Consider the following 24,386-nt stretch of genomic DNA (forward strand, 5'->3'; position numbering starts at 1 on the left):
ATAATGGATTAATCATGACCCTTTCAGCAGAACAGTTGTTTGATGAGTTGAAGCAAGCGATTGACCGCTCAGTCGCGGGAGAGTCTTTCGCGATAGTCAAATCTGCAGCGGAAGCTGGCGGGATGGTTGGAGGCGAAAAGGACGGAAACGTCACGACGCTGGAGTACCAATACGGGTACACCGACTCCACCCGGGCCCAAGTCACCCTCGCGATAAAATCCTGGGATACCAGTTCCCCTGGCCAGATGAAGCCTGACCGCAACAAGATGACCATAGAACTGATCCGCGATGGTCGGATTGAGCAGAGTCATACGGATTCGTACGAAGACTGATCGAGGTTTGCTTATGCGCCGATGCCTGACCTCGTAGTACATGGCTAGCTGAGGATCAGGCATCATGAATGAGTGTGTTCGGACTCCACGTGCTGGAAACTCTGGAGCCGCTCAGTTTTTTTAAAAAAACAGCGCGTTTGTTTGTATTCAAAGCATAAGCGCAGCCAAAGGCTGCGAAGAAGGCGATCTCCCCTCAGCCCCTACGGGGCAATGCAGATGCGAGCCTGGCAACCGAGACCAAATCTGGAAACCGTCAAAAGCAAAAACCGAACCGGCAAAACCGCGTGTGAACCTTGCAGATCACCTGCGGCTGCACACCACTCGCTTTTTTCTTGTCCTCAAATATAGAACTCCGTCTCGCGAAAAAAATTTCAAGGGGGCATGCAGGGAAATAGTTGAAATACAGAGAAAGTCACTGATTCCATAAGGTTAATCAGTGAAAACAACTAGATTGCGGTGCGCGATGGTCACGGGCACTCCGCGCCGGGAAAGCTGCAGGCTTATCCCGATGCCGGCCTGAACAGGTTCTTCGTTGAGACTGGCGGGAAGGTCTCTGTGGTACTGTCAGATGCTCTACGTCGGGTACTTCCGCTGAAAATAGTTTGCGGGCCTTTCTCGCCTGACATTGGCCAGGAGAATCTATGTCGCTGAAAGCAGCTTTCGCCACTGTACTGAAAGCGATGCGCATTAGCCGCGGGTTGACGCATAAAGATATGGCCTTAGCGAGCAGCCGTGGCTACATGCTGAAGCTGGAACACGGCCGATCAAGCCCTACGGTAGAGAAGCTGACTGCGATAGGTGATGCGATGGGGCTCAGCCCTTTGACCCTTCTCACACTGACGTTGAGCGTAGAGAGCGGTCAATCAATTGATACCCTGGTACAGCAGCTGAAAGCTGAAGTTGCAGATCTGGAGACCAATGGCGCGTTCAGCGGCCTGGTAGTCTCATCAGCGACTCCGATCTGCATAACAAAGCCCTCATCGGCACGCCGGCACAAGGCTATTTACCCGTCATCGCAAGCTGAACTGTGCTTTGCCGAGTAGCAGAGGTTGCGATCGCCGAGTGTCAGAGTCCAAGGTCAATCGAAAACAGGATATCCGTAAGCTCAACTGGAACGGCCTTCTCTTCTACAAGGCGTTTTAGCACCTGATAAATCACATGTGACCGTAACTGTTCCCGGGCAGGGACGTAGCTGCTGTCGGTGCGCGGCAAATCCGCGCTGGGCAGGACGCGCTCAAGCACTGCAAACGCTACGGCGCCAACGTCTTGCTTGTAGATGCGAGTCAAACTGTCCAGGCCCGGTTTACGGCGGTAGCTGGCGACTGCATCAACCACTATCGCCATGAGAGAATCACGATAGTGCTCAGCGGCGCACAACCACACCTGCGCTTCCTGCTCAACCTTCAATGCCCTGTCCTCCTCGCTTCCAATCGGCGCGCAATATTCGACCAAAGCGCGCTTGAGCGCTAGGGGTCGGGTGCAGTTCTACCATCTAGGGATTTCCGAACATGCACATTCAGCTTGATCTGAACCGTAACGACCGCGACGCACTGCTACGACACTGCCAAGAGTTTGTTCCTGACAGCGGAGATACCCGTGAAGACGCCCGCCTGGCTGAGGCTTTGGAGGCGCTAATCGCTGCATTGGAAGACGCTATTTGAAGTGCAGAAGAGACGTCGTCGAAAGCCGCCTTAATCGACCAGTTGAGGCGCCCGAGATGCGAAGGAGTACATATGTACTCTTGGGTTTAATCACCCATCGCGAGACGCTACCAAGATTATGGTCTCACTGAGAATTAGGCGTATGAAGAGCAGCGCCACGATCCATTCACCTCCGCAACACAGCCCTGACATAGCCTTGTAAGCAGATGGCTTTGTTGGGGATCCGTTTAAGTAATCTCGCCCCAGCGCTCCCTTCGTCTGTTCCGCTTGGCCCGCCTCGTGAAATCCGTAAGAATGTCATCTGGCCATTACCAACTGTACGGAATACTCATATGCCACGGAAGCGCAAAGGGAGCGGCGGCGGGCCGATCGCTCTGTACGCCTTGTTATTCGTTGTTGCCCTTTTGGCGCAAGTTCCAAAGCAAGCGTGGATCGCCCTTGGAGTTATCTTGGGCGTAAGTGCGTTGGTATGGGCCGTCAGACGCGCCACCCAGGCAAAGCGTTACGCGCCTGAAGATGACATTGTTGCGGAGATCGCCGCTGAATCTCGACAGGCAACCTCCCCCAGTCTCACCGTCCAGTTCGGCACCAGTACCCTCGAGCGAGACTTCCATACTGTCCAAGTCGGTTCGTCCAGCGATAGTCAGAACTACGCCATCCCAAAGCCAAGTGCAAAGCCCATGGGCGTTCGCTGGCTTGCAGAAGGTGAGTCCATCACCGTGGCCGGATTGGCTATCCCGGGTGGAATGCTCTACATCACCGAGCGGGCAACCCAGTTCGGTCAGACTGAACCGTCCCTGATTGATGCAACGCTTCGAGTCGCACGCTCACCCATAAGCCTTACCGAGCGGCAGATGCCCTATTGGCCAAGTTACCGAAGCATCACGCCTGAGGCGCGGCGAGCGTATCTGCAATGGTTGGCAGGAGGTCGCCGCCAGCCTGCGGATGCGGGATACGTGTTCCTGTTTTTTTTCGGGCTGGAACGCCGCGCGCTGATCGATGCACCGAGCGATCCTCAGGCTAAGGTAGAGATTGCTGCCATCAAGGCCGAGGTCGAACGCTTGCTTGGTCTCTACGGCGACAACCATTCTTTCCGCGGCTACGCTACCCGCTTTCTCGCCCATATCGACGCGGGTTCTGTTCAGCCTCAGAGCTATATGAGTGAACCGATTGCCAGTGCCGCAGATGGGTACGAGCTGCCCATGTCACTGAGAGTCGCGCTGGGTCAGATGGCCGTGGATAAATACCCTCTCAATCCGAGCTGGGCATTGGCCTGGGCGCTCGCAGAGCCCAACATTTCCAGACGCACACCTGTGACCCGTTGTCCTGAGCAATTCGCAGCGCTCTTCAAAAACCAATTCGCAAAACGTTATCCCAACGGCATTGTGCTTCCTCAGAACAAGACCAAGCTGAAGATTGCCTATCGCCCCGCTTCTTCCGGATTGAGCATCCCGGCAGCAGCCGTGGACGACCTCCCCGATGTCGCCGCAACCTCAGGAACGCGCAACAAGCTGCAGGTTATAGTGGAAGAATGCACCACCGTTCTAGACGCTTACAGTCGATATCTGGGGCGCAACCCAGACGCTGGATATAGTCTGGAAGCCATCCTGCAGTTGCCAACAGAACTCTGGCCTGCTGAAGCAAAAGCCGAACTCGAACAGTTGGCACAACGCGTCGGCGGCGAAACTATCTGCATGAGTTTCGCTGAGCTGGCAGGCCGTTTCAAATCCGCCGGCGCGCTTTCCCGCGACAAAGTCGTGGCACTCGCACGGGCCTTGGAAAGCAAGCGGATCGGATTAGAGCCCGATGTGCTTTCTGGCAGCCGTACGCCCAAGGCAGAAGACACCATCGCACTGTTCGCAGCGGACTCTGATGAAGGTACTCTTCGTTCGACCGATGCTTACAGCGCTGCAGCAGTTACTTTAGACCTGGCCAGTGCAGTGGCTGCGGCAGACGGTGACACCTCGCTAGAAGAGGTGAGTCTGCTGTCCGGCCACATTGACTCATGGGATCACCTCTGCGTCGCGCATCGAAAACGCTTGAAGGCGCACCTCCAGATTCAACTGAAGCAACCGCCGACACTGGCAAGCCTCAAGAAGAAGCTTGAGCCGCTGACGATCGAGGCCAAGCGGAAAATTGCCAGCTTCCTGGCCCACCTGGCACAAGCGGATGGCGAGGTGACGCCACAGGAAGTTAAGCTCCTTGAGCGCGTATACAAGTCGCTCGCCCTCGATCCGCAGTTCGTCTACAGCGACCTCCACAGTGCAGCTGTTCGTCCCTCCCATGGAGTGGAGGCACTGACTGCGAATGCCGCGCTGGCCACTGCGACACAGACATCAGAAAGCACTGGCTCTGGCTTTGCACTGGACATGGACAAGGTCGCTCGCTTGCAACAAGAAACGGCAGAAGTGTCGGCGCTCCTGGCCAGCGTCTTCAATGAAGAATCGCTGACTGAGACGCCTAGCGCCTTGGAGCCCGAGGCGCCCCAACGGCAGGAAGAAAGTACCGCCGAACAGCTTGCTACCGTACATGGCCTGGACGTCGAGCATTCAGCGTTCCTTCGGCTTCTGGTGTCACGGGCTGAGTGGAATCGTGCCGAGCTGGAAGACGCAGCCAGTGATATGGAACTGATGCTGGATGGCGCCTTGGAGCGGATCAACGAGACAGCGTTCGAGCTGTTCGACATGCCCGTGACCGAAGGTGATGATCCCATCGAAATCAACCCCGACATTCTGGATGAGCTAGCCCTATGAGTAAGATACGAGCCAAGGATCGCGACGCGGTCATTCAATCGCTGCGTGCGGGCGTAGTGCCCCGTGTTGGGCAGCATCTCATCCAGGTAGGTCGAGCGGGTGAACTCGATTCGCTGCTCAAAGATGTGGATCGTCTCGCGGATGGCGGCTCGGCTTTTCGCGTCGTCGTTGGCGAGTACGGCGCGGGCAAAACCTTCTTCCTGAACCTAGTACGCGGCATCGCCATGGAGCGCAAGCTTGTCACCATGCACGCCGATTTGAATCCAGACCGCCGGCTTCACGCTTCAGGTGGCCAAGCGCGCTCACTTTACTCGGAGCTGGCCAAAAACATGGCCACCCGCACCAAGCCAGAAGGCGGCGCTCTGCAGGGTATCGTTGAGAAGTTCATCTCCCAAGCTAAAACGGAAGCCAAGACCAAAGGTGTCGAGAGTGAGGCGGTCATTCGTGAGTACCTGGCAGAGCTCACCGAGATGGTCAATGGGTATGATTTTGCCGACGTCATTGCCGCCTACTGCCGCGGCTTCGAGGAAGGTAACGAGCAGCTCAAGGCTGACGCCATTCGTTGGCTACGCGGGGAATTCTCCACCAAGACTGACGCCCGCGCTGCTCTGGGCGTGCGGACGATCGTCGATGATGCTTCTGTCTACGACCAGCTGAAATTGCTGTCACGATTCGTACGCCTGGCTGGTTTCGGCGGCTTGATGGTATGCCTGGATGAACTGGTCAACCTGTACAAACTGGCAAACACCCAGGCCCGTAACGCCAATTACGAACAGATTCTGCGCATCCTCAACGATTCGTTGCAGGGTTCCGCTGAAGGCCTGGGTTTTGTATTGGGCGGCACACCAGAGTTTCTGATGGACACTCGTCGGGGGCTCTACAGCTACCCTGCCCTGCAATCCCGCCTCGCTGAAAACAGCTTTGCTAAGTCTGGCCTGGTCGACCTTTCTGGGCCTGTCATTCGACTCAGCAGCCTGACACCTGAAGACTTCTACGTGCTTTTGCAGAAGCTGCGCAATGTTTACGCCTACGGTGAGCCTGAGAAGTTTTTGCTGCCGGATGAAGCCATCCCCGCTTTCATGGCGCACTGTAATCAGCGCTTGGGCGAGGCATATTTCCGGACGCCGCGCACGACCATTACGGCTTTCATCAACTTGCTCGCGGTGATCGAGCAAAACCCTACCGCGGATTGGCGAACCTTATTGGGCGCCGTGGAGCTGACCAAGGATGAGGCCGGGCAGCAAGATCTAGAAGTTGAGGCCGACGATGAGCTCGCCAGCTTCAAGCTCTGACTCTTCTTCGTTCGAGCGTTTACACCCGGAGGTTCAGCAATGGATCTGGTCACAGGGGTGGACGTCCCTGCGTGATGCGCAGGAGTGGGCGGTACCGGCATTGGTGGGCGCCGATCGCGATGTGATCATTGCAGCGTCCACTGCCGCAGGTAAAACAGAGGCCGCATTCCTGCCGATCCTGACCAACCTGCTCAACAACAGTGATCCAGCCGGCGCGGTGCTGTATATCAGCCCGCTCAAGGCGCTGATCAACGACCAGTGGGACAGGCTTAGCCGGTTATGTGAGAGGCTCGAACTGCCCGTCGTTGCTTGGCATGGCGATGTGGCAGCAAGCAAGAAACAACGGTTTTTGAAATCGCCTGAGGGCATCTTGCTGATCACTCCGGAGTCCCTAGAAGCCCTGTTCGTAAACAGAGGCTCAGGCTTACCAGGGGCTTTTCAGAACCTTCGCTACATCGTCGTCGATGAGCTTCATGCCTTCATCGGAAGTGAGCGTGGAAAGCAGCTGCAATCGCTAATGCAACGGGTTGAAATCGTCGTGGGTAGAACGCTGCCCCGTGTAGGGCTTTCGGCGACGCTTGGGGAGATGTCGCTGGCCCGCAAGTTCCTGAGGCCGGCGTGCCCGGATGGCATCACGGTTATTGAGTCAAAGTCCTCTGGCCAAGAGCTCCAGGTACAGGTGCGTGGCTACATTGAGCAGCCCATGCAGCAGCTGGTGGTGGAACACCCGGGGAATGCGTCAACAGATGAAGGCGCAGAGAAGGAAGACACCTCAGGTACCAAAGTGGCTATCGCAGGTCACCTGTACAAGGTGCTGAGGGGGCATAACAACCTGATCTTCCCCAACAGGCGCCAAGAGGTTGAATGGTTTGCCGACCGTCTGCGCTCACTGTGCGAGAACGATGGTGTTCCGAACGAGTTCTGGCCGCATCACGGTAGCTTGTCCAAGGAGCTACGCCAGGATGCCGAGCGGGCGTTGAAAGCGGGAGATCCTCCAGCTTCTGCCGTATGCACTACCACCCTGGAACTGGGTATAGACATCGGTAGCATCAGGACGGTCGCACAGATCGGCTGTCCTCCCTCTGTGGCAAGTCTCAGGCAAAGGCTTGGCCGCTCGGGTCGCCGCGCCGGTGAGCCTGCGATGCTCAGGACGTACTGCCGGGAGCGCCCTTTAACAGATAAGTCGGATCTCTCCGATCAGTTACGTGAGGGCCTTGTCCAAACAGTCGCCATGATCCGATTGCTGATCAGTGGATGGTTTGAGCCGCCTCGATCGGGAGGCCTACACGCTTCGACACTGGTGCAACAGTGCCTATCCTCAATTGCTCAGCTCGGCGGTGCTTCTGCGGCGCAATTATGGGGAAATCTCATCGCAAGCGGCAGTTTTGCGAGCGTCACCAAGCCTGATTTCCTGGGTTTGCTCAAGGGTATGGGTGAGAAGGAATTGATCGTCCAGGACAGCTCAGGACTTCTGCTACCAGGCGAACTCGGGGAGCGGTTGATCAACCACTATGAGTTCTACACCGCCTTCACAAGCGATGAAGAGTTTCGTTTGCTCCGGGATGGGAAGCCACTTGGCTCGCTGCCCGTCAGCAAACCCCTGACCAAGGGACAACGCATCATCTTCGGCGGAAGGCGTTGGCAGGTTCAGGATGTCGACCTCGAAGCAAAGGTGATCGTGGTCACACCGGCGCGGGGCGGCGAGCCCCCTCAGTTTGATGGGCTTGGTGCCCAGGTGGATGATCGTGTCAGGCTTGAAATGCGAAACGTGTTGATGGAGACCACATCCTGCCCCTTCCTGGACAAACACGCTCAAGCGCTCCTAGACGAGGCTCGGAATAACTTCCGCGCTCTCGGGTTGGGTGACGCGGCGATAATTGGCTCTGCCAGCGTAAGCCATGTGGCAACCTGGCGAGGGGATTACACCAACGATGCGCTGGCCTTGTTGCTCAGGCATGTGGGTATTCAGTGTGAAAACACCGGGCTATTCCTGGAAGTTGCATTCGGCGCGGAGGACACATTGCGAGCGTTGCGCGTGGTCGGTCAAATGGACATCTCGAACGTAGAACCGATCTTGGAAAATGTCGAAAACATGATCCGAGAGAAATGGGATTGGGCCCTTCCCCGCCCGCTTCTTATGAAGTCGTTCGCCTCAAGCCATCTTGATCTCCAAGCCGCGGTCACCACAGCTCGACTCCTTACACTGGAGTCGCAGGTTGGCAACGAATAGTACTTCGCTCTTCTCCACGCCCATGATTTCGGCCGCTTATGTGTAGGTGGCTGCATGGGCTTTGAGCGAGCTGGCTTCGGCTATACAGATACTGGTAAGCCTGAAGTTAGAGGGTATGGCAGGCGCTGGTTCGCATGGGGACTACCTGGCTCGGATCGCGAGCTGCGAATTCTGGCAGGAGTACAAATATACTCAGCGATGTGCTAATGGGTTCAAGGTTCTCTGGACTACGCCTGGCGTTGCGCGTGATCTCAGTCTGCAGTGTGGACTGAGTGGTCTTAAGCTCTTCAGTTTGAGCAGCCAAGACATCTCCTTGCGCCCTGAAATGGAGCTTGACTTCATCTAGCTCGCTCTCAAGTGCCTCGGCTCGTGAGACCAATAGCTTACGTTCGTGCTCGAACTCTGCTCGTGCCTCAAGAAAGGCCTGGCTGCCCTCTTCCTGGACTTGATCCAACAAGCTTTCGACGACCCCGCGCAGCGCGCCGCTCATGCGTTCACGAGGGTTCGCTTCTGATCCTGGTGATTCCAGCTGCTTTAGATACCGAGCGATCGTGGTCTTTGAGCCCGTATTTCCAATCTCCACTCGGACTGCATCAATGCTGGGATAAACACCACGCATTAGCAGGCTGTTCCGCGCCTTTTGCACCACCGCTAGGTTAACGCCGCCTCGCGCCATACCCCCTCCAGACGATTTCGTGTCATGTCACATGTCATGCAATTACATAATACGAAAATGCCAAACCTTGCTGTGAACTTGCCGACAACTGGCAAGATATAATCGAGGTTTATGGCTTGCCAGGCGAATGGTCGGGCGTAAAATGGCTTGTCAAGGTAACAAACGGCAGAGACGGGCCACCAAGGGCTCGAGTGGGGAATGTGTGTGGTCGAGGTGCCCAGCAAAGCCGATCGCTATCTAGAAGCGAGCGTGCGAGAGAACACATCGAAGAGCTATGCCGCTGCCCTCACCCACTTCGAGGTGGCGTGGGGCGGCTATATCCCCACCACCACTGAGTCGGTGGTACGGTACATCGCTGAGTACGCAGACCAGCTAGCGCTCAGCACTCTTAAGCAACGCTTAGCCGCGCTTGCCAACTGGCACCAAAGCAACGGCTTCCCCGACCCCACCAAAGCCCCTAAGGTCAGGCAGTTGCTGAAGGGCATTCGGGCGGTACACCCCGTGCAACAGAAGCAAGCAGCTCCTCTGGCGCTACTGCACCTCGAAAAAGCGGTAGCGCACTTGGAGAATGAAGTTGCTCAGGCCAGAGCCGTCGGCAACATGGCCGCACTTCTGAAGGGGACGCGGGACATCGCCCTGCTGACTATTGGTTTTTGGAGGGGCTTTCGCGGGGATGAGCTAGCCAGACTCACGATCGAGAATACCCATGCCGAGCGCTACGTCGGGATTCGGTTTTACCTGGGATCGACTAAAGGAGACCGGCAGAACATCGGTAGTGAGTACAAGACACCATCGTTGAGCAAGCTGTGCCCGGTCGAGGCCTATCTGACCTGGATTGAAGCAGCCGGCTTAACCCGCGGCGGTGTCTTCAGGGCGATTAATCGCTGGGGCAACATCAGTGATCGCCCGATTGCGGCCCATAGTCTTATTCCCCTGCTTCGCGACACACTGGACAGGTGCGGCTTACCGTCGGAAATCTACAGTGCTCATTCAATCCGACGTGGATTTGCCACTTGGGCCGCGAGCTCAGGCTGGGACATCAAAACGCTTATGGAGTACGTTGGCTGGAGCGATATGAAGTCCGCGCTACGCTATGTTGAGCCTGCGCACCAATTTGGTGGGCTTATCAGAAAGCTCGAAGGCTGATCACGATAGAGCAACCATGTGGTCGTGATCGCCCTAGCGCCACTAAACTCTTTTGCCTCGAGCAATTGGTTGCCTGAGGAGGTTGCATGGTGAGGCTCGCGACTGAAAACCGTAAAATGCTTCGTGAATTGTTGAAAGCTTACGATCAAAGGATGTGGTTTCTCGTTTCGTATGCTCGAGAAGCTGAACTACTGAAATATGATCCAGAGTATGCGACCACCAACGAAAGCATTCGGCACCTTGGTGCCACAGCTCTGAGAGAGCTTCAAGCTCAGATACTGGCCAACGATCTTGAGATCCCAGCCCTTGCAAAAGCAATTGAGGCAGGCGAGTTGAATCTTAAAAAGATAATAGCCCACCAACCCAGGGGTGATGTCCGGTGGCATCTCAACAACGCGCGCCACGAAGTGCTGAATGAGATGAGGAAGGATTGGGCGAATGTACGTATCACCATCCGATACATCCACCCCGATGCATGATTAAGCGTTCGCATGCTGGTATGCGAGATGGTCAGTGGCGATGGCGGTCATTGGATTAGAGAAAATCAGGCTTCTCTTGGAGATCCGAGTGTCAGCCCCCCTGCTTGGGGTCATGACGAGAGAGTTTGCGATGAGAGAGGTAGGCTCGGGTTGGTGAGGATCGCTCTGGCAGTCATCCTCAGGTGAAAGGCATGCCTGTCGCCCTTGACCTGTCACAGGCATACCGTGCGAAAGCTAGAGCCCCAGGACGGGGTGATGCCTGCGACCTATGAAAGCGTCGGAAAGAGCTGTTCACTCACTCTCATCGCCCCCTTCATCTCGATCAAGCTCAACATTGTTGGTGTAGAGAAAGTGCTTTGCGCGTCCGCGTTCGAGCCACTTGTTCACCGCGCGTTCGACGAGATTGTGCAGCTGATCCAGTTTCAACGTGAGATCACTGATGCGAACATAAGTCGCCTGATGCCAAGGGCTGCCATCGATCGATATCTCGAATTCGAACAGTTGGAGATCTCCACTGCGGGCTTTGTCGAGCCCAAGGCGCGAGTTAGCTAGCCTCCAGATCTCTCGCCCCTGAACGCACATGAACGAATTCAACACCACGATTCGGTGTGCTCGGATAAAGCCAAGAAGTTGGTCTACCTCCACAGAGGTGTCATCGCTGATGAAAACGCTGTGCATGGCTGTCCATCCGTGGCTGTGGAAAAAGATCTGAAACTTACTCAACGACCATCGATATGTCATTCCCGAGACGCTTGGGCGCAGGGGCTGCCGGGAGTTGCAGATAGCTTGGCGGTCATCTGGGTCGTGTATGATTCTACTCCGTTAGCGGGTCTGTCCACCCTGAGGGGGAAACCTGGTCTAGCGAGCGGTGCTTACAACTTGGCGAACCTCAGAAAGCCTGGACTCTTATTCCAGCGAACGTATGCGCGGTGCTTGCAACGCTGGACGAGCATTCGAATTCCACCACCCATTTCTTACAGGAAGTAACGATGAAAATCAGCCCGTCATATCTAGCTGACTTCATGCTGATAAAGCTGCCGCCGAATCTGTCTCATATGGTCAGCATTGATGATGGATTAGACCTAAGCAACTCCTTTGAAACAAGTCTATTTTTACATGAGTGGGCTCATTATATTCACAATATCTCAACGCTTAATGGAATGTATCTATTTAGTAGTATGCTGACTCTTTGGAGTGATTTTCGCTGGAAGCTGGATCAAAGTGGTTATGCATCCGCCGATGAAAAGCTTAATAGAGGACGGATATTCAACGTGCTTCGAGCGCACGGTCACATCAAGAAAAGCCGATTAACTCACCCGACGTCGGCTCTCTTGGACGCGCGGAGATTTGACGCAAAAGTACTAAGTATCGAAGTTTTTACAGCGCCTCTGATACCCAGACTTCCTCGCTTCCAAGAGCGCAGCACTACAATCAAGCTGGAACTTGATGTTGGTGGCGAGAAAGTCAATGCCGCAATCGGCGTTGTTGAAATATTAGAGTGTTTAGCATACTCACTGGAGGAAAGATATCTGCGTGATCAGGGAGAGCTCCCTACTGCACCTAAGATCGCGCCATACCAATTGGTGAGTAAGTTGGCACAGTATATAGCACCGAACATACTGCCTGACGATATTATCAGAGTATGCATTTGTAGTCTTCAGACTGCGGATCCGGCTCTATACTTGTATCAGTTTCTGCTTGCATGCAAGACAAAGCCGTTATCTGAAATTCGGGTATATCTGGAAGAGCAATCTCACTCGGTACTAGAAGCAAATACTAAAAATATAGAAACCATGCTTGAGATGGTTCAGGATCTGTTCCCGCTAGCTGAGCCGATGGCGATCAGTGTTTGGCGACTTACCTTGCTTATGCAAGCATACCTAAAGCGACGGCAAATTCATCCATTTTTTGAGTTGGAACTTCTGGATGACGCGAAAGCATTTGATGAGGAGGTTCGATCGAAGGCCTTAGGTGTGATGCTCGCCAAGTCCTCTGTTTGCAGGATGTATCTCACTCGGAACGGGGATCCTGATCAGGTGTTGAGGGATGACATCGTCAGCTTCAAATACCACAAAGATTTATTTCGCGAGCTAGAATTTGGCTATAATAAGCTACACGCATCATTTCACTATACCATGCTACATCTAGATGGGAAGGCGTTTCGAAATGAAGACTCATTGGCCAAATTAAAACCCGATGCAAGAGTTTGCCCGTTCTATTCGGCCTGCCCTTACGACTTGCGAAAGAATGAGCCATCGATTTGCAAGAGCACTCCTTGGAAGTCGTTATCCCGAACTGTGTCTGTTGGTGACTCATGCTGGTATAGGGAGGGAGTGCGAGCGACTAGACGGCCTGATGATGAGGGATAATTCAAAAAATGGCCTCTGAAACAGCATTTGTGAATTCCATCAGATTGCGAAACTGCCCTGTCCCATGGCGATCCAGATGATGCCCCAGAATCCCATAAGAGCGCGGCCCCAGCTGGTCGCACCTTTTGGAGTCGCCGATCATCAGCACTTTTGAGCCTTCAGATCCTGGGGCCTTTCCAGGATGAGCGTTGAGCATGCTGCAAATGATCCGGTACATTTCCGGGTCTGGCTTGAGCACACCAGTTTCAGCGCTCAGCGCATAAGCATTCATCCCAGGAAGCAGGCTCCTGACTTTTGAGCAATAAGGCCCGGCCAGGTTGGAGCACACCCCTACTTTGATCCCATGCTCTTGGAGACGCTCAATGGCAGGCAGAGCGTCATCAAAGCACTTGATCGACTCAAGCTCACGATCGAGCGTGCTCTGCAGCTCGATCAACTGGGTCGGCTCGAGTTTGATTCCAAATGCCGATGCTGTCTCCTCGAGCCCATGGGAGTGCGCCATAATCCAGCGTATGTCATCGGGTGACGCGGTGCGCCCCTGCTGAGAGCCTAACCGGAGAAGCCGTCGGAAGGGATTCTGCCGGTTCCGAATCTCAAGAAGCGTACCGAAGGCATCGAAAATCACCCCATCTACCATCTGGCTCTCCTCATTGATATACATTAGCCGAGGCCGCCAGGGGCTCTACCCCGCTAACGAACCACAATACCATGGCTTGCAAGATCGTTTACCAGAGTTTTGCGTCGAAGCATTCCAGGAATTTTAAACATACTTCTATATCCGTAAAACAGGCCTACGGGGATAACTAGAAGGCCGAGACCGTATGTGGCTGTTGCGATGATTAGCCCAGCAGGAACTGCCGCCAAAGTGAATACAATCCCTTTCAGCACACTGGATTTTGCCACGAGTTTCATATGATCAAGATCATACTCAATCTTTCCGTTACTCTTCTCACAAGCTACAAGAACGATTGATTTCTTACCAAGATGCTTGTAATACCAGACTCTGGGGCTGTCAGTCGTAATAGCACCATGTCTTTGCAGGTAGTTCAGCATAACAACTTCTTTGAATTGGAATGTATTACCCTCGCTGTCTTCACACCTTACCTGAGTATAAAGGGCATCTAGGTCTCCACTGGCTTGGAGATGATAATTCTTTACAGTGAGTGTAATTTTCTTCAGATCAGACATGCATTTTCCTTAGTGCATTCAATCTTGGGGCCGGCGGTAGCCTGAGGCCGCCTGAACACACGCACACGAACAGCCCAGCAGGTGATGTTAACGGGACACATAAAACTCGCCCCGCCTGTGTAGAGAAGCTTGAAAACGCGTTCATAATGGATGGCGAGTCAACCAAGCGCAGACGCTCACCGCGGTTCACTTAGCTCGCTAGTAATCACAAAGTGGTCTTGACCACTTAGGCTGCGCATTAGCTTGAAGCCCTCCCTCACCTCGACCAGCACTAACGGAGGGGTGGCCACAGTCATTCCGTTCGAGCTCAGGCTTGACTGATCGTTGTAAACGAGCGCCGCGTAGGTCAGCCCTACCCTGGCAGCTTTGATCAGGTAGGCATCGACCATAACCCCCCAATCAATGCGCTGTGCCTGGATAACCTCTGTAGGAACATTCTGCTCAAGCGATCCGGAGGCGACGGCTAGCTCGAAAAAGGATTTCATCAACGAATTGGCCATCAGATTTGAATCTCGAAGTAAGGGTCGAACCCGGTGTTCTCGTTGGGGTAGCCGCGAGGGTTGGAGATAACCCGGCAGCCGGCCAAGTCCATATCAACGGCTTCATGTGTGTGACCAAAGACCCATGCGTCCGCCAGCGGTACCAAGCTGTGCCAGTTGTTCGTGTAGGCTGCTGTTAGGTGCCCCACATGATCGCTCCCAATCGCAAGCGGAGATGGAGAGTGGTGGGTTACTACGACCGTTTTTCCGCCAAACGGTCGAGCAAGTTCTTGGGTGAGCCAGTCCCTGGCTATGTGGTTCCGGGCAACCAGGTCGTCCGGTCTCAACCGTCTATAGTTCGAGTCCGCCCTGATGTATTTGAAGTCGTTCATGCCGTGCCTCGCAGCGCTGCTAGCTGCGACCTGATTCCCTGTTGAAGTGAAGTCAGTCCATGCTGTGCTACCGAGGACTCTGACATCTCCCAGTATCAACGATTCGTTTTCCAGAACATGCACGTGGCCGGCCGCGGCGCCCTTCATCTTCTGCAAGGTGCGACTAAAGTGCCCGTCGTAATATTCGTGGTTCCCTGCGACGTACGCGACCTGGCAGGTAAAGGTCTCGTTAGCCCACTGGACGCCCCTGGCCTTTTTGTTGATGTCGCCGGCAAGGATCACTAGCTCAACCCCGGCATCGAGGGTCGGCGGGTCGAAACGATGGAACTCGGCGTGTAGGTCTGAGTAAATTCTGATTCGCAAACGCTGGCTCTTGAGGATTTAGCAGTAAATTGACGCGCACCGGATCTGTCAGCGCGGCGAGCGCATGGGTATGCCGATGCGATGGATTGAGGCTTCCCAGCGCGCCATAAAAACTCAGAAACGGCGCCTTAATATTCACTGCGCGCACTATATTGCATGGAGCGGAAGCTTGCAATATGGCTTTATCCTCAGCTTTGGATGCTCCAAATGTCGCTGAGAGAACCACTCGCTGCTGTCCTGAGGCTGTCGCGCGCAGCCCAGAATCTCTCCCAGGAAGACTTCCATGGTCGGGTAGAGCCTCGTCAGCTCAGCAATATCGAACACGGTAAAAGCAGTCCTACCCTCTCCACCCTCGAGGACATATCTGCAGTGCTCGACATCAATCTAGTCGCCCTCCTCGCAGCGGCCTCCTCCCATGCGCGCCGTCAGACACCCAAGGAGTTTTTAAAAGACTTGGCCAGCGAGCTTGGCACGCTGGAAAAGCTAGGTGTCCTGGACAACCTCGACGGCGAGTTCAGGAATGGGAAGCTTCACTCGGTGCATCCCCGTATTCGATCAAAAGAGGTGAACAGAGCGGCAGTACTCAAGTGCAAGGCTGAGGGGAAGACGCAGGTTGAGACTGCCGGGCTGCTGGGACTAGGGCAGTCGACGGTTAGCAGACTGTGGAAAGATGACCATTGAGCGTCTACATACTCTTGGTTTACGCACACACGATCACTTCAGCAAAAGTAGCACCCGAATTTTAGAGCCCGTTTAGCCTCGGCTACACTGCCAGCTAACTGGTTCAGCACGATCCGCCCGCGATCGGGTGCAAGGAGATTGGTGATGTGCCCTATCACTTTTTGCGGCGGTACGAACACTGAGCACCTTGAGTCTTACGACCCTGTCCAGAGCAGACGGACAAAATCCGACCGAAGGCGCGCTTGTGCCTCGTAGCTAAGTAACATTCCGACCAGAATCGAAACCAATCTCTCCGGCCTAACTCGACCTCTCTAGCCGACGCTCGAACCAGCGCAATCTCTTTTTCCACTCGAACGACGTATCGAATCAAATTCAACGCGTTGGCCGCCGTGTGCGCAGCGAGCGCAGCACTGCTCCATCGAGCGCGTCCAAAAAACTCGACATTGAGGTGGAAGATACCATCTCGAGCTTGGCCAATTTCTTTCGAAGAAAATCCATTTCCTCTGCGGTAAGCAGCATGGTCATCAAGTGCGCCAACTGCTGTGGTGAGGATGGTAGGGTTCTGCGGACGCAATGGTCGTATTGCCCCAAGTAGGCTATTTCAGCCTGGGATACAATACCGCTCAACCATCCGACCACGAGCAACGCACCCATTCGCTGGTAGGGATGACTGTCATTCAATCCGTACCCAATACGCTCACACAGATCCAGCTTGAATCTGCACAGAACCTGTTGGGAGCGAGAAAATCCTGCCGAAGCGACACCACCTGGTGCGAATGCCGTTCGCTTCGCAAGCAACAACCCATACAGCGTTTCCACTCCTTCGGCGAGTGCATGCCCAGGTACCAGGGACTCCATCCATTGCTGCACGCGGATTGTGACTCCTGCAATCCGACGGTCGAACAAAGAGTCCCTCGTTGGTCGCACACCAGTTGAGTAGAGATAGGCATCCCAGATTCGTCTCTCAGGTGCAAACGTATCACGGGGCCTCATCAGCGCGCGTTTGTGAGCGACACAATATGCGCTGGTCGTGTAGCACCAAGATTGGTGCCATATGGGAAATCCAATGCTTACCATGCTTTCGATCAGACACTCGTAGCAGTATGCGTGCCGGAAGTGGATGTGAAGCAATGCGGACTGCCGTGGCGCAAATATTCTCGTTAGGGAATCTATATCAGTACCGTAGGTGGCACTCATAACCTTGAATAGCTCACAGTTACAATCAAATTCAATGTCCTCGAATGCAGGAAAGGGCCACGAATTTACGACGCCGGGCACCACCTGCTTGGCGTTGGAAAACCCCCGATTGATGGCCTGTCGGAATAGATGAGGACTCTGGAGTCTGTTTCGAGCGAGACCCCGCATCACCCAGGAAAATAACGTTTCTCCCAGAATGAAACGGGGGGCTGACCCCGAAGAAAATTCGTCAAACAAATTAGAAATTCCACAGATTACGCAGGCATTCAGCAGGCAAATAAGGGTAACTCTTATAACGGGAGTGTCGCGCTAATGCCTGAAAAATTTTAATGATCGCGCCACTGGCGCCATCCGATTTCTCCAGAAGACGGTCGATAAAGTAATCGTCCGTCAATTGGGAAGATTTGAAGCCACATGCTTCACCAATTTGAGTTATGAAGGCCCGCGACGCTTGACCAGATTGCCACGCATCTATGGTGACATAGCGTGGCTGATTGGGAACGACCTCTTTAAGTCCGCCATTGAAAATATCGATCCTGCCCACAAATAATATCTTTACACTCGGAAAGCTTCTGACCAAAGCTCGCATTAGACTTATGGAAGCATTGCGTTGCTCCGCACCGCCACCAAAGTGCACACTGGCATCGTCAAAAACCAGCCAAAACTCTCGACCACCAATCAAATCTTTAAGCGTACGCTCGATATTATGAAAGGACATAAAATCACTGGTCACAGGCAATCCCAAAGCTGCCGAGAATGCCAATTCGACGTTGCCATATGCTTTGGTAAAGCTCCCAGACACATAGGCCGTATAGATGCGTGTCCGATCTGCATTTTTGATTAGTCTTTTCGCAACTGTGGTCTTCCCCGCTTGTGAGTTACCACCTAGGATTGCAGATACGTTATCGGAAAAGCTATTTTCAATGCAACGTTCAGCCCGATACTGTTTTGGACATAATAGATACCTCATTCGATAATACTTGGCCGCGATACGCGGGTATTCCATTTGGATTTAGTAGCGGCCTGCAGAGATTCAAGAGTAATTTTCTCGTCCCCCCATGTGACAGCCAAGCATCCAGCCGCGCGAAGCAGTGAGCAAATATTACCAATCACGCCGGAGGTTTTACCATAAATGTAATCCGCAATGGCCTTGGAGGACAGCTGTGATTTTTTAGCTAAGGGAGCGATTTCCTCCCATGTGTCTAGGAAGTTAAGATACTCCGCATCTGCCCTAGCCCATGGAGAAAGCTCGTAAAGCTCAAACCGGCGAACATATTGAGGATCGATTGCGAGAGCGTTGTAAGCTTCATCAATGCCGAATACGAAAAAGCTCAGATACGCAGGGGCCCCACACAAACCACGCAGCAAAGAAAGAAAAGTATCCTGTTCTCCCTTGGAAAGCCCCTTGAGAGCGTCGTGGAACTCATCCATAAACACAGCGCGAATATCATTGGCGATACAATACTCCGCCACCATACTAATAGGAATTCCTGCCCTACCAGCCTCCATCCCCAAAGCCGCCAAAAGCTTCATCATAGGTTTTGTTTTTTCAGTGTCCTTTACGAAGCTCACATACCTGATTTTATGGCTCCAAGATTCATCCATACCCCTTATCGCATTACAAATTGTTGTTTTTCCGTGATTGGAACCAGCTGATACCAATAGGCACGGTGCTTCCGTACTACCGCGGACGATACTAAGCATGTTGTGAACAATATTTGAAACGGTCAGGAGATGTTCCGTGTTGATTTTTATGTCCTGCCGAATGATCTGGCAACGCTCCTCGTCTGACAAAGCCAATGCATAACGTCGGCTCTCATGCAAATGTTCACCTACCATGGTCAACCCTCCCAGTTCAATTTTTTGCGCGTTTGGTCGGCGCTTGGTTCTTTGGTGGATAGCTGAAGCGAACTGCCTTCCCCGCTGTAGGTCAGAAAAGACATAGTTTCAGCGGCCGTAATTTTTTTGGCGACATTCTGCCGAAGCCGCTTCGTCGCTGCTTTGGAACTCTCAACTAGCTCATAGTTGTCTAGGCGAACCTGGTGCAATTCTTCGTCCACCAGCATGCCGGGGCGACGGTCGCGCGGTCGCGCAAAAGCCCAGTACTCGCTGTAGGAGATAGGTGTTTTCGTAAGATCTGAATAGGGAACTTCATGATACCGACCATCTTGGCGCAACCATATCTTTGACAGATTCAGCGGATTGTATTTAAACGAGAGACGTTGACCAACAAGCCTTTTCAATATTGCCGAAGAGTAGAAAGACCGGCTGAACTCGACCCCTTTTGGTTGAACTGTTCGAATCACGCTAGGGAAGAAATCGAGAGCAAAGGTTCTGAAATTCCCCGGCATAGGCTGGATATAATCCTTGCCCTTCTTGGCCATCTCTGCATCCCAGACTTCAAACGGCGCAAGCCTGTTCAGTCCCTCATGGGAACGGCCATGATAGATGGCGACTTCGCCTGCGAACCACTCACAAAATGCTGAGAACGTCATGGCTGAATGTTTGGCGGCGTCATAATCCGCCTTTTTAAGCACATTCGAATAGGTGGTACCTGGCAGAAGATGCACCTTTCCCATGAGCGTGCCGATAATCCGTTCAACGTGCCCCCCATAATGTTTTTTACCAATGGGACGTAGCAAAGGCTCTATGTTGTAATACTGCAAATTCGCTTCTAGCTCTGGGCTAGTGAATTCTGCAGCGTTATCCATGCCCAATGCTCTTGGAACACCCCAGAACCTATGGCGGGTATTCAGACCGCCACCGAGCGCGATCGGAAAATCTTGCTTTGGGAAACAAGCTGAAAGCATGGCCATGGCAACGCTAACTGCACTGGGGGGATGAAGAGCAAGATAGTAACCAAGAATGACCCGACTCTTAAGATCGATTACTACAGTCAGCCAAGGCCGCATAAGGGGTCGACCATGCTCATCGCGGATAATGACATCCACCCGCGTGTGGTCGATTTGCACCATGGTAAGAATGGTATCTACATCGATCATTCCTGGTTTGAGATCAAACTTCTGAAGCATCGCCTCCCTGCCATTCCGAAGGGAGTAGATCGCTTTCTCTCCGAACGAATCAAGCCTTTTCTTCAGCGCATTGATACTTGGGGTTTTGACTCCCATGGTGTGGCAAAGGGAATCGACATATTCCCAAAGGGATGTGAACGCCTCTAGTTTTTTCGTCTTGTCCTTGAGTCGTTTCGAAATTGCTTTCTCCATGATTTTTTCTTGGATGTCAGAGAGCAATCGCGAATTCTTCTTGCGCCCTCTAATACTCCTAACAAGAGAAACGGCTCCGAGCTCCGGATCAAATCGCTTCAATAGACGTCGAGTCGTTGTTTCCGAGGCGCCGATCTTTTCGACCAGTTGCTGTCTGGAAATCGTACCCTGCAGGTATTCGTTAATATTTTTCGATCTCTCCGAAGCAATTGCCAGTTCTTTGGGATTTACATCGGTTTGCTCCATCCAGATCAACCGGCGATCATTGTGTATCCGATACTTGTCTTCATCAATCTCGACCAAAGTCACCTGAGTGAAGGGCACATCGAACGAGTGTTCGGTCTCCAAGCTTTTCAGGGTGACAGTGCCGTCAGCTCCACAAGCTGATACGCGATACACCTTCTCTTCAAAGCTAACTAAATTCCCTTCAACGATGAGTTGCAGCATAAGGCCTCAGCACCTGGCAAATTTCCGAAAAGTGCAAAAGCATAACGGCGATACCGGTGAGCTTGTCAACGGTCATATAATTGGCGCTACATTTAGCCTAATATTGAATTATTGATTTATCAGTATAGTGAGATATCGCATATATTGATGGCATTCCCTAAAGCAATAAGCGCGCCATCAACTTGAAAGCACCACAGTTTCTAGCCTGTGAATTTTCTTCAAAATTGTTTGTTGTTGACTGTGCAGCAAATCAATTATTGATAAAAGTCAATCACATTCAGATAAGCTCAAGTTTGCGCACTGATGCATGAATCGCGCTCAATTTGAGAGGATGTGATTTTGCGCGACAGTTCCACGGTTTTTTACCATTCATTTATCGTTAGCCCGCCAATACGAACGACTGCCAAAAAAATGACTCAGCACTACGATTGGGGCTCGCAGGCCCCATATTTTCCGTTACATCAGGCGACTGTAATGCGGAAAAACTACCTAAACGAAATATTGATGCGTGCAGTTTTGCCTAGGCTCTGTATGAAAAGCCTTGAGACGAAGGTCAGGCAAGGCTGTTTTCAACGCAGCATCACCGAGTATCAAGGCTTTTCATACAGAGCCTAGTGTGGTGTTTCGCAAATAACACTCATATTCTGATCTAGACTTTTGAGCATCCAAAAGCACTGGGGCAACGATATGAAAACTGGCCGACCTGCTGCTCCCATCGAGTTGAGTGACGAAGAGCGCTCTGAGCTGCTTCGTCGCTCTCGGCAACGCAAGGGGTCTGCCGAATCACGAATTCGAGCCGAAATCATTTTGGCGTGCGCAAGCGGTGAGTCAGGTACTTCTATAGCCAACAGATTCGGTATTGGCGTGCACACGGTTTCGCGCTGGCGAGTGCGATTCAGTCGGCTGCGGCTCGATGGCCTGAATGACGAACAGCGCTCAGGCCGACCTCGCAGCATCACTGATGAGCAAGTGCAGGCTGTCGTCAATCAAGTGCTGAAGTCCAAACCGGAAGATGCCAGCCATTGGAGCACTCGCTCGATGAGTCAGGCGACGGGCATCTCTCCTGCCAGCGTGATGCGGATATGGCACGCTTTCGGGCTCAAACCTCATCTGGAAAAGACCTTCAAACTCTCGACCGACCCGTTGTTCGTGGATAAGGCCCACGACATCGTGGGGCTCTACCTAAATCCGCCCGACAAGGCTCTGGTGCTGTGTATAGGCGAGAAAAGCCAGATTCAGGCGTTAAACCGCACCCAGCCAGGGTTGCCTCTGGCGCCGGGGAAACCCGTAACTCGCACTCATGATTACAAGCGGCACGGAACTACATCTCTATTCGCAGCGCTGGACATTGCCACGGGTGAAGTTATTGGGCGATTGAAGCGCCGCCATCGAAGCACAGAGTTTCTCGCTTTCCTCAAGGAGGTAGACGCCAACGTACCGGGCGACATCCCCGTTCATTTGGTGATGGACAACTATGCGACACACAAGACCGACAAGATAAAAGCTTGGCTTGCAGCACACCCGCGCTACCAGGTCCATTTCACACCGACGTCGGCGTCTTGGTTGAATATGGTTGAGCGCTTTTTCTCGACGTTGAGTGAGAAGTGGATCAAGCGCCAGGCACACACCAGCGTGAAAGATCTGGAAGAGTCTATCGAGTACTACCTGACCACCCACAATGCCAACCCTCGACCCTTCCGCTGGTATCGAAAGGCCGAGGACATATTGGCGAGTGTTGGCCGGGCGGCCGAGGTATTGAATAGAAAAATATGAGCGTTATTTCTGAAACAACACACTAGGAGAGCAATGTGCGTGTTCTTGAACCCATCGTTAAGAATGGATTTTTCTTTTCGCCCGCCGACTCCGACAAGCGCTACCCCGGGATACTGAAAATACTTGACGGAGGGCGGATTGAGCTTCATCTCACTGCCGACGAAAGCGCATTCGTCTCCATGGACGAAATGTATGTCGGCCGGCTGATTGGGAAGATCGAGGGCGGGTTTATGACCCTTGAGGATTGCTCTTACGAGAAAATGAGTCTTTCCCCGGGCGGCGGTGCTTCCACATCGCTGATTTCTGCACGGATCGCTTTCATCGGGGTGGGTATGCCTGAGGAATGCCATTTTGATGAGCTTGAATTTGCCATGGATGAGCTCAGTGAGTGGTATGGAAAATCGGTGTTCAAGCCCCGGATTAGCACCGACTTTTCCGACTGGGCTATAGATTTCAGCCCAGCTCAGCCTGTCAATTACAGACTGGATGACGACACATCCCTTGAAATAGGGATGAAATCTACTTTTCCTGGCAGAATAAACTATCCGGTGACCGAGCTGCGACAGCAGGCTTTCCTGACTATCAAGGTTAGTTCGCCCAAACCGCTAAAGTTCTTTACTGGCCTTTCCCATAAAATCACTCGATTCCTATCTCTGTGCATTGGCAACCCTGTCGCTATCCACTCGTTGCGTGTCAGCTCACTGGAGGATGACGGCACAAGGGAGTGGCAAGAGGTCTACTTTCAGAGCCTGAACAATGGGCGGGCCAAGAAACGACCTGGTCAGCTCATGCTTCTCCCGTATGCAGGAATCGCCGACCGCTTCTCCACCATGCTGCAGGCATGGCTGATGGGCTACGACACGCTAACGCCGGCGCTTCACCATTTTTTCGCTGTGCAAGACGAAACCCTGGCGTACAGCGATACGAAATTTTTAGCGATAGCCCAAGCTTTGGAGGCATTTCACCGCAGAACCAGACCTGGCAATCGCTGGCCAAAGAATGAGTTTCGCAGCAAGCTGGACGCCATTGTGGCTAGAGCTCCCGAAGCTGATCAGGAGTGGGTCAAGCAGCGACTGTGCTTCGCTAATGAGCTGACTCTAGGTGATCGCCTAAGCAGCCTGCTGGAGCCTTTCGTTGATGTCTTCGGTGGAGTCGCGGCTGTCGAGCAAATGGTGAAAGACACCAGAAACACTCGTAATTATCACGCTCACTATGATGAGAAAGGTGAGAAAAAGGCGTTGAGGGGGGCTCCGCTGGTGGCTCTGACACTTCAGCTACGAGTGCTGTTCACACTCTGTTTGCTGACACGCTTGAGCATGTCAACTGAGGAGGCAACCCGTTTAGTGAGTAAATCCAGCCTGGCTCGGCTTTTACGCACCGCGAAGCACTTGATTGATAATAACTAATCACATGCAGCTTCGTTAGAACGCATAAAGGCCGGGGCCCGAAGGGGCTCTGGCCTTTGCTTGCCCCTCCCTGGACATACGCCTGAACGGCCCTGCCCTCGCCAACACTGCGCCAAACGAGGGGCTGACCCTGTGACGTGACAGCTATCAAGAAGAGAACCCACATGAGGATCCTCTTGTCCTTGTGGCTTGGCATAAGGCCGTAATGGAGCGCGTTAATCGCCCGGTTGACTGAGCTCCCTTGAGATCGCCCAAGCATTTCCACAGGCGCAAGGCGGCATATCCAACAGACTCAGCT

23 protein-coding genes and 1 pseudogene are annotated in these 24,386 nt (G+C 53.2%); 12 read left to right on the plus strand and 12 right to left on the minus strand.

What is annotated here, in order from left to right:
• Window positions 1-14: 14 nt before the first annotated feature.
• Complete coding sequence (locus V6F78_RS04055; protein ID WP_017135678.1) at window positions 15-332, plus strand: hypothetical protein; 318 nt, start codon at window positions 15-17, stop codon at window positions 330-332.
• A 641-nt stretch (window positions 333-973) separates the two neighbouring features.
• On the plus strand, window positions 974-1,375 hold the full coding sequence (locus V6F78_RS04060; protein WP_017135676.1) for a helix-turn-helix domain-containing protein: 402 nt from the start codon (window positions 974-976) through the stop codon (window positions 1,373-1,375).
• 22 nt (window positions 1,376-1,397) lie between these two features.
• On the opposite strand, the gene V6F78_RS04065 is transcribed toward V6F78_RS04060, so the two are convergent.
• Complete coding sequence (locus V6F78_RS04065; RefSeq protein ID WP_017135675.1) at window positions 1,398-1,739, minus strand: hypothetical protein; 342 nt, start codon at window positions 1,737-1,739, stop codon at window positions 1,398-1,400.
• Window positions 1,740-1,840: 101 nt separating this feature from the next.
• Here V6F78_RS04065 and V6F78_RS04070 point away from each other — a divergent pair, with 101 nt between their 5' ends.
• From V6F78_RS04070 to V6F78_RS04085, 4 genes are all read left to right on the plus strand, one after another.
• Window positions 1,841-1,993: a hypothetical protein gene (locus V6F78_RS04070; protein WP_017135674.1), complete on the plus strand. Its 153-nt coding sequence runs from the start codon at window positions 1,841-1,843 to the stop codon at window positions 1,991-1,993.
• 332 nt (window positions 1,994-2,325) lie between these two features.
• The gene (locus V6F78_RS04075; RefSeq protein WP_332726667.1) at window positions 2,326-4,746 is read left to right on the plus strand and encodes a tellurite resistance TerB family protein; all 2,421 of its coding nucleotides are present in this window, start codon (window positions 2,326-2,328) and stop codon (window positions 4,744-4,746) included.
• Window positions 4,743-6,038, plus strand: a complete 1,296-nt coding sequence (locus tag V6F78_RS04080) for an ATP-binding protein (RefSeq protein ID WP_017135672.1) — start codon at window positions 4,743-4,745, stop codon at window positions 6,036-6,038. Before V6F78_RS04075 ends, V6F78_RS04080 begins: the two co-directional genes overlap by 4 nt.
• Before the next feature lie 43 nt (window positions 6,039-6,081).
• Window positions 6,082-8,268 (plus strand): DEAD/DEAH box helicase, encoded by a 2,187-nt coding sequence (locus tag V6F78_RS04085; protein ID WP_026013578.1) that lies wholly within the window; start codon window positions 6,082-6,084, stop codon window positions 8,266-8,268.
• 106 nt (window positions 8,269-8,374) lie between these two features.
• Here the strand turns inward: V6F78_RS04085 and V6F78_RS04090 are convergent, their stop codons facing one another.
• Window positions 8,375-8,944: a DNA-binding protein gene (locus V6F78_RS04090; protein WP_332726669.1), complete on the minus strand. Its 570-nt coding sequence runs from the start codon at window positions 8,942-8,944 to the stop codon at window positions 8,375-8,377.
• A gap of 198 nt (window positions 8,945-9,142) precedes the next feature.
• On the opposite strand from V6F78_RS04090, the gene V6F78_RS04095 reads away from it, so the two are divergent.
• Together V6F78_RS04095 and V6F78_RS04100 are read left to right on the plus strand one after the other, a co-directional pair.
• Window positions 9,143-10,090, plus strand: coding sequence for a tyrosine-type recombinase/integrase (locus tag V6F78_RS04095; protein WP_332726670.1), 948 nt, complete (start codon window positions 9,143-9,145; stop codon window positions 10,088-10,090).
• 86 nt (window positions 10,091-10,176) lie between these two features.
• Entirely contained in the window at window positions 10,177-10,569 is a 393-nt protein-coding gene (locus V6F78_RS04100) for a hypothetical protein (RefSeq protein ID WP_169840151.1), read from the plus strand.
• Between the two features lie 291 nt (window positions 10,570-10,860).
• Here the strand turns inward: V6F78_RS04100 and V6F78_RS04105 are convergent, their stop codons facing one another.
• Window positions 10,861-11,247 carry a hypothetical protein gene (locus tag V6F78_RS04105; protein WP_332726671.1) on the minus strand — a complete coding sequence of 129 codons (387 nt, stop codon included), beginning with the start codon at window positions 11,245-11,247 and terminating at the stop codon, window positions 10,861-10,863.
• Between the two features lie 311 nt (window positions 11,248-11,558).
• On the opposite strand from V6F78_RS04105, the gene V6F78_RS04110 reads away from it, so the two are divergent.
• The gene (locus V6F78_RS04110; protein WP_332726672.1) at window positions 11,559-12,938 is read left to right on the plus strand and encodes a hypothetical protein; all 1,380 of its coding nucleotides are present in this window, start codon (window positions 11,559-11,561) and stop codon (window positions 12,936-12,938) included.
• A 1-nt stretch (window position 12,939) separates the two neighbouring features.
• Here V6F78_RS04110 and V6F78_RS04115 read toward each other — a convergent pair whose 3' ends face one another.
• From V6F78_RS04115 to V6F78_RS04130, 4 genes are all read right to left on the minus strand, one after another.
• Window positions 12,940-13,599 (minus strand): HAD family hydrolase, encoded by a 660-nt coding sequence (locus V6F78_RS04115; protein WP_332726673.1) that lies wholly within the window; start codon window positions 13,597-13,599, stop codon window positions 12,940-12,942.
• Window positions 13,600-13,628: 29 nt separating this feature from the next.
• Window positions 13,629-14,126 (minus strand): hypothetical protein, encoded by a 498-nt coding sequence (locus V6F78_RS04120; RefSeq protein WP_332726674.1) that lies wholly within the window; start codon window positions 14,124-14,126, stop codon window positions 13,629-13,631.
• 176 nt (window positions 14,127-14,302) lie between these two features.
• A complete protein-coding gene (locus V6F78_RS04125) occupies window positions 14,303-14,626 on the minus strand; it encodes a hypothetical protein (RefSeq protein ID WP_332726675.1) in 324 nt (107 codons plus the stop codon).
• Window positions 14,626-15,360 (minus strand): metallophosphoesterase family protein, encoded by a 735-nt coding sequence (locus V6F78_RS04130; RefSeq protein ID WP_332726676.1) that lies wholly within the window; start codon window positions 15,358-15,360, stop codon window positions 14,626-14,628. Before V6F78_RS04130 ends, V6F78_RS04125 begins: the two co-directional genes overlap by 1 nt.
• 207 nt (window positions 15,361-15,567) lie before the next feature.
• On the opposite strand from V6F78_RS04130, the gene V6F78_RS04135 reads away from it, so the two are divergent.
• Complete coding sequence (locus tag V6F78_RS04135; protein WP_230957548.1) at window positions 15,568-16,041, plus strand: helix-turn-helix domain-containing protein; 474 nt, start codon at window positions 15,568-15,570, stop codon at window positions 16,039-16,041.
• Window positions 16,042-16,413: 372 nt separating this feature from the next.
• Here V6F78_RS04135 and V6F78_RS04140 read toward each other — a convergent pair whose 3' ends face one another.
• From V6F78_RS04140 to V6F78_RS04155, 5 genes and pseudogenes are all read right to left on the minus strand, one after another.
• On the minus strand, window positions 16,414-16,911 hold the full coding sequence (locus V6F78_RS04140; RefSeq protein WP_332726677.1) for a hypothetical protein: 498 nt from the start codon (window positions 16,909-16,911) through the stop codon (window positions 16,414-16,416).
• A 135-nt stretch (window positions 16,912-17,046) separates the two neighbouring features.
• Window positions 17,047-17,475: pseudogene (locus V6F78_RS22390) on the minus strand (TniQ family protein); the annotation flags it as partial.
• A 1-nt stretch (window position 17,476) separates the two neighbouring features.
• Entirely contained in the window at window positions 17,477-18,208 is a 732-nt protein-coding gene (locus V6F78_RS04145; protein WP_122744421.1) for a hypothetical protein, read from the minus strand.
• Complete coding sequence (locus V6F78_RS04150; protein ID WP_054896484.1) at window positions 18,205-19,077, minus strand: TniB family NTP-binding protein; 873 nt, start codon at window positions 19,075-19,077, stop codon at window positions 18,205-18,207. The genes V6F78_RS04145 and V6F78_RS04150 overlap by 4 nt, the downstream gene beginning before the upstream one ends.
• Before the next feature lie 2 nt (window positions 19,078-19,079).
• Window positions 19,080-20,909 (minus strand): Mu transposase C-terminal domain-containing protein, encoded by a 1,830-nt coding sequence (locus V6F78_RS04155; RefSeq protein WP_332726678.1) that lies wholly within the window; start codon window positions 20,907-20,909, stop codon window positions 19,080-19,082.
• A gap of 687 nt (window positions 20,910-21,596) precedes the next feature.
• On the opposite strand from V6F78_RS04155, the gene V6F78_RS04160 reads away from it, so the two are divergent.
• Window positions 21,597-22,682: an IS630 family transposase gene (locus V6F78_RS04160; protein WP_060767300.1), complete on the plus strand. Its 1,086-nt coding sequence runs from the start codon at window positions 21,597-21,599 to the stop codon at window positions 22,680-22,682.
• A 35-nt stretch (window positions 22,683-22,717) separates the two neighbouring features.
• Window positions 22,718-24,088 carry a HEPN domain-containing protein gene (locus V6F78_RS04165; RefSeq protein ID WP_060767299.1) on the plus strand — a complete coding sequence of 457 codons (1,371 nt, stop codon included), beginning with the start codon at window positions 22,718-22,720 and terminating at the stop codon, window positions 24,086-24,088.
• Window positions 24,089-24,386: the final 298 nt, after the last annotated feature.

The sequence above is a fragment of the Pseudomonas sp. ESBL9 genome, assembly GCF_036668715.1.
Classification (GTDB): domain Bacteria; phylum Pseudomonadota; class Gammaproteobacteria; order Pseudomonadales; family Pseudomonadaceae; genus Aquipseudomonas; species Aquipseudomonas lundensis.

Coding starts and splice junctions, on each gene's coding strand:
- V6F78_RS04125 (WP_332726675.1), bottom strand. CDS start 14,626: ATGGCCAATTCGTTGATGAAATCCTTTTTCGAGCTAGCCGTCGCCTCC.
- V6F78_RS04115 (WP_332726673.1), bottom strand. CDS start 13,599: ATGTATATCAATGAGGAGAGCCAGATGGTAGATGGGGTGATTTTCGAT.
- V6F78_RS04090 (WP_332726669.1), bottom strand. CDS start 8,944: ATGGCGCGAGGCGGCGTTAACCTAGCGGTGGTGCAAAAGGCGCGGAAC.
- V6F78_RS04145 (WP_122744421.1), bottom strand. CDS start 18,208: ATGAGGTATCTATTATGTCCAAAACAGTATCGGGCTGAACGTTGCATT.
- V6F78_RS04080 (WP_017135672.1), top strand. CDS start 4,743: ATGAGTAAGATACGAGCCAAGGATCGCGACGCGGTCATTCAATCGCTG.
- V6F78_RS04105 (WP_332726671.1), bottom strand. CDS start 11,247: ATGCACAGCGTTTTCATCAGCGATGACACCTCTGTGGAGGTAGACCAA.
- V6F78_RS04135 (WP_230957548.1), top strand. CDS start 15,568: ATGTCGCTGAGAGAACCACTCGCTGCTGTCCTGAGGCTGTCGCGCGCA.
- V6F78_RS04160 (WP_060767300.1), top strand. CDS start 21,597: ATGAAAACTGGCCGACCTGCTGCTCCCATCGAGTTGAGTGACGAAGAG.
- V6F78_RS04095 (WP_332726670.1), top strand. CDS start 9,143: ATGTGTGTGGTCGAGGTGCCCAGCAAAGCCGATCGCTATCTAGAAGCG.
- V6F78_RS04055 (WP_017135678.1), top strand. CDS start 15: ATGACCCTTTCAGCAGAACAGTTGTTTGATGAGTTGAAGCAAGCGATT.
- V6F78_RS04060 (WP_017135676.1), top strand. CDS start 974: ATGTCGCTGAAAGCAGCTTTCGCCACTGTACTGAAAGCGATGCGCATT.
- V6F78_RS04075 (WP_332726667.1), top strand. CDS start 2,326: ATGCCACGGAAGCGCAAAGGGAGCGGCGGCGGGCCGATCGCTCTGTAC.
- V6F78_RS04070 (WP_017135674.1), top strand. CDS start 1,841: ATGCACATTCAGCTTGATCTGAACCGTAACGACCGCGACGCACTGCTA.
- V6F78_RS04150 (WP_054896484.1), bottom strand. CDS start 19,077: ATGGTAGGTGAACATTTGCATGAGAGCCGACGTTATGCATTGGCTTTG.
- V6F78_RS04100 (WP_169840151.1), top strand. CDS start 10,177: ATGGTGAGGCTCGCGACTGAAAACCGTAAAATGCTTCGTGAATTGTTG.
- V6F78_RS04155 (WP_332726678.1), bottom strand. CDS start 20,909: ATGCTGCAACTCATCGTTGAAGGGAATTTAGTTAGCTTTGAAGAGAAG.
- V6F78_RS04120 (WP_332726674.1), bottom strand. CDS start 14,126: ATGTCTGATCTGAAGAAAATTACACTCACTGTAAAGAATTATCATCTC.
- V6F78_RS04110 (WP_332726672.1), top strand. CDS start 11,559: ATGAAAATCAGCCCGTCATATCTAGCTGACTTCATGCTGATAAAGCTG.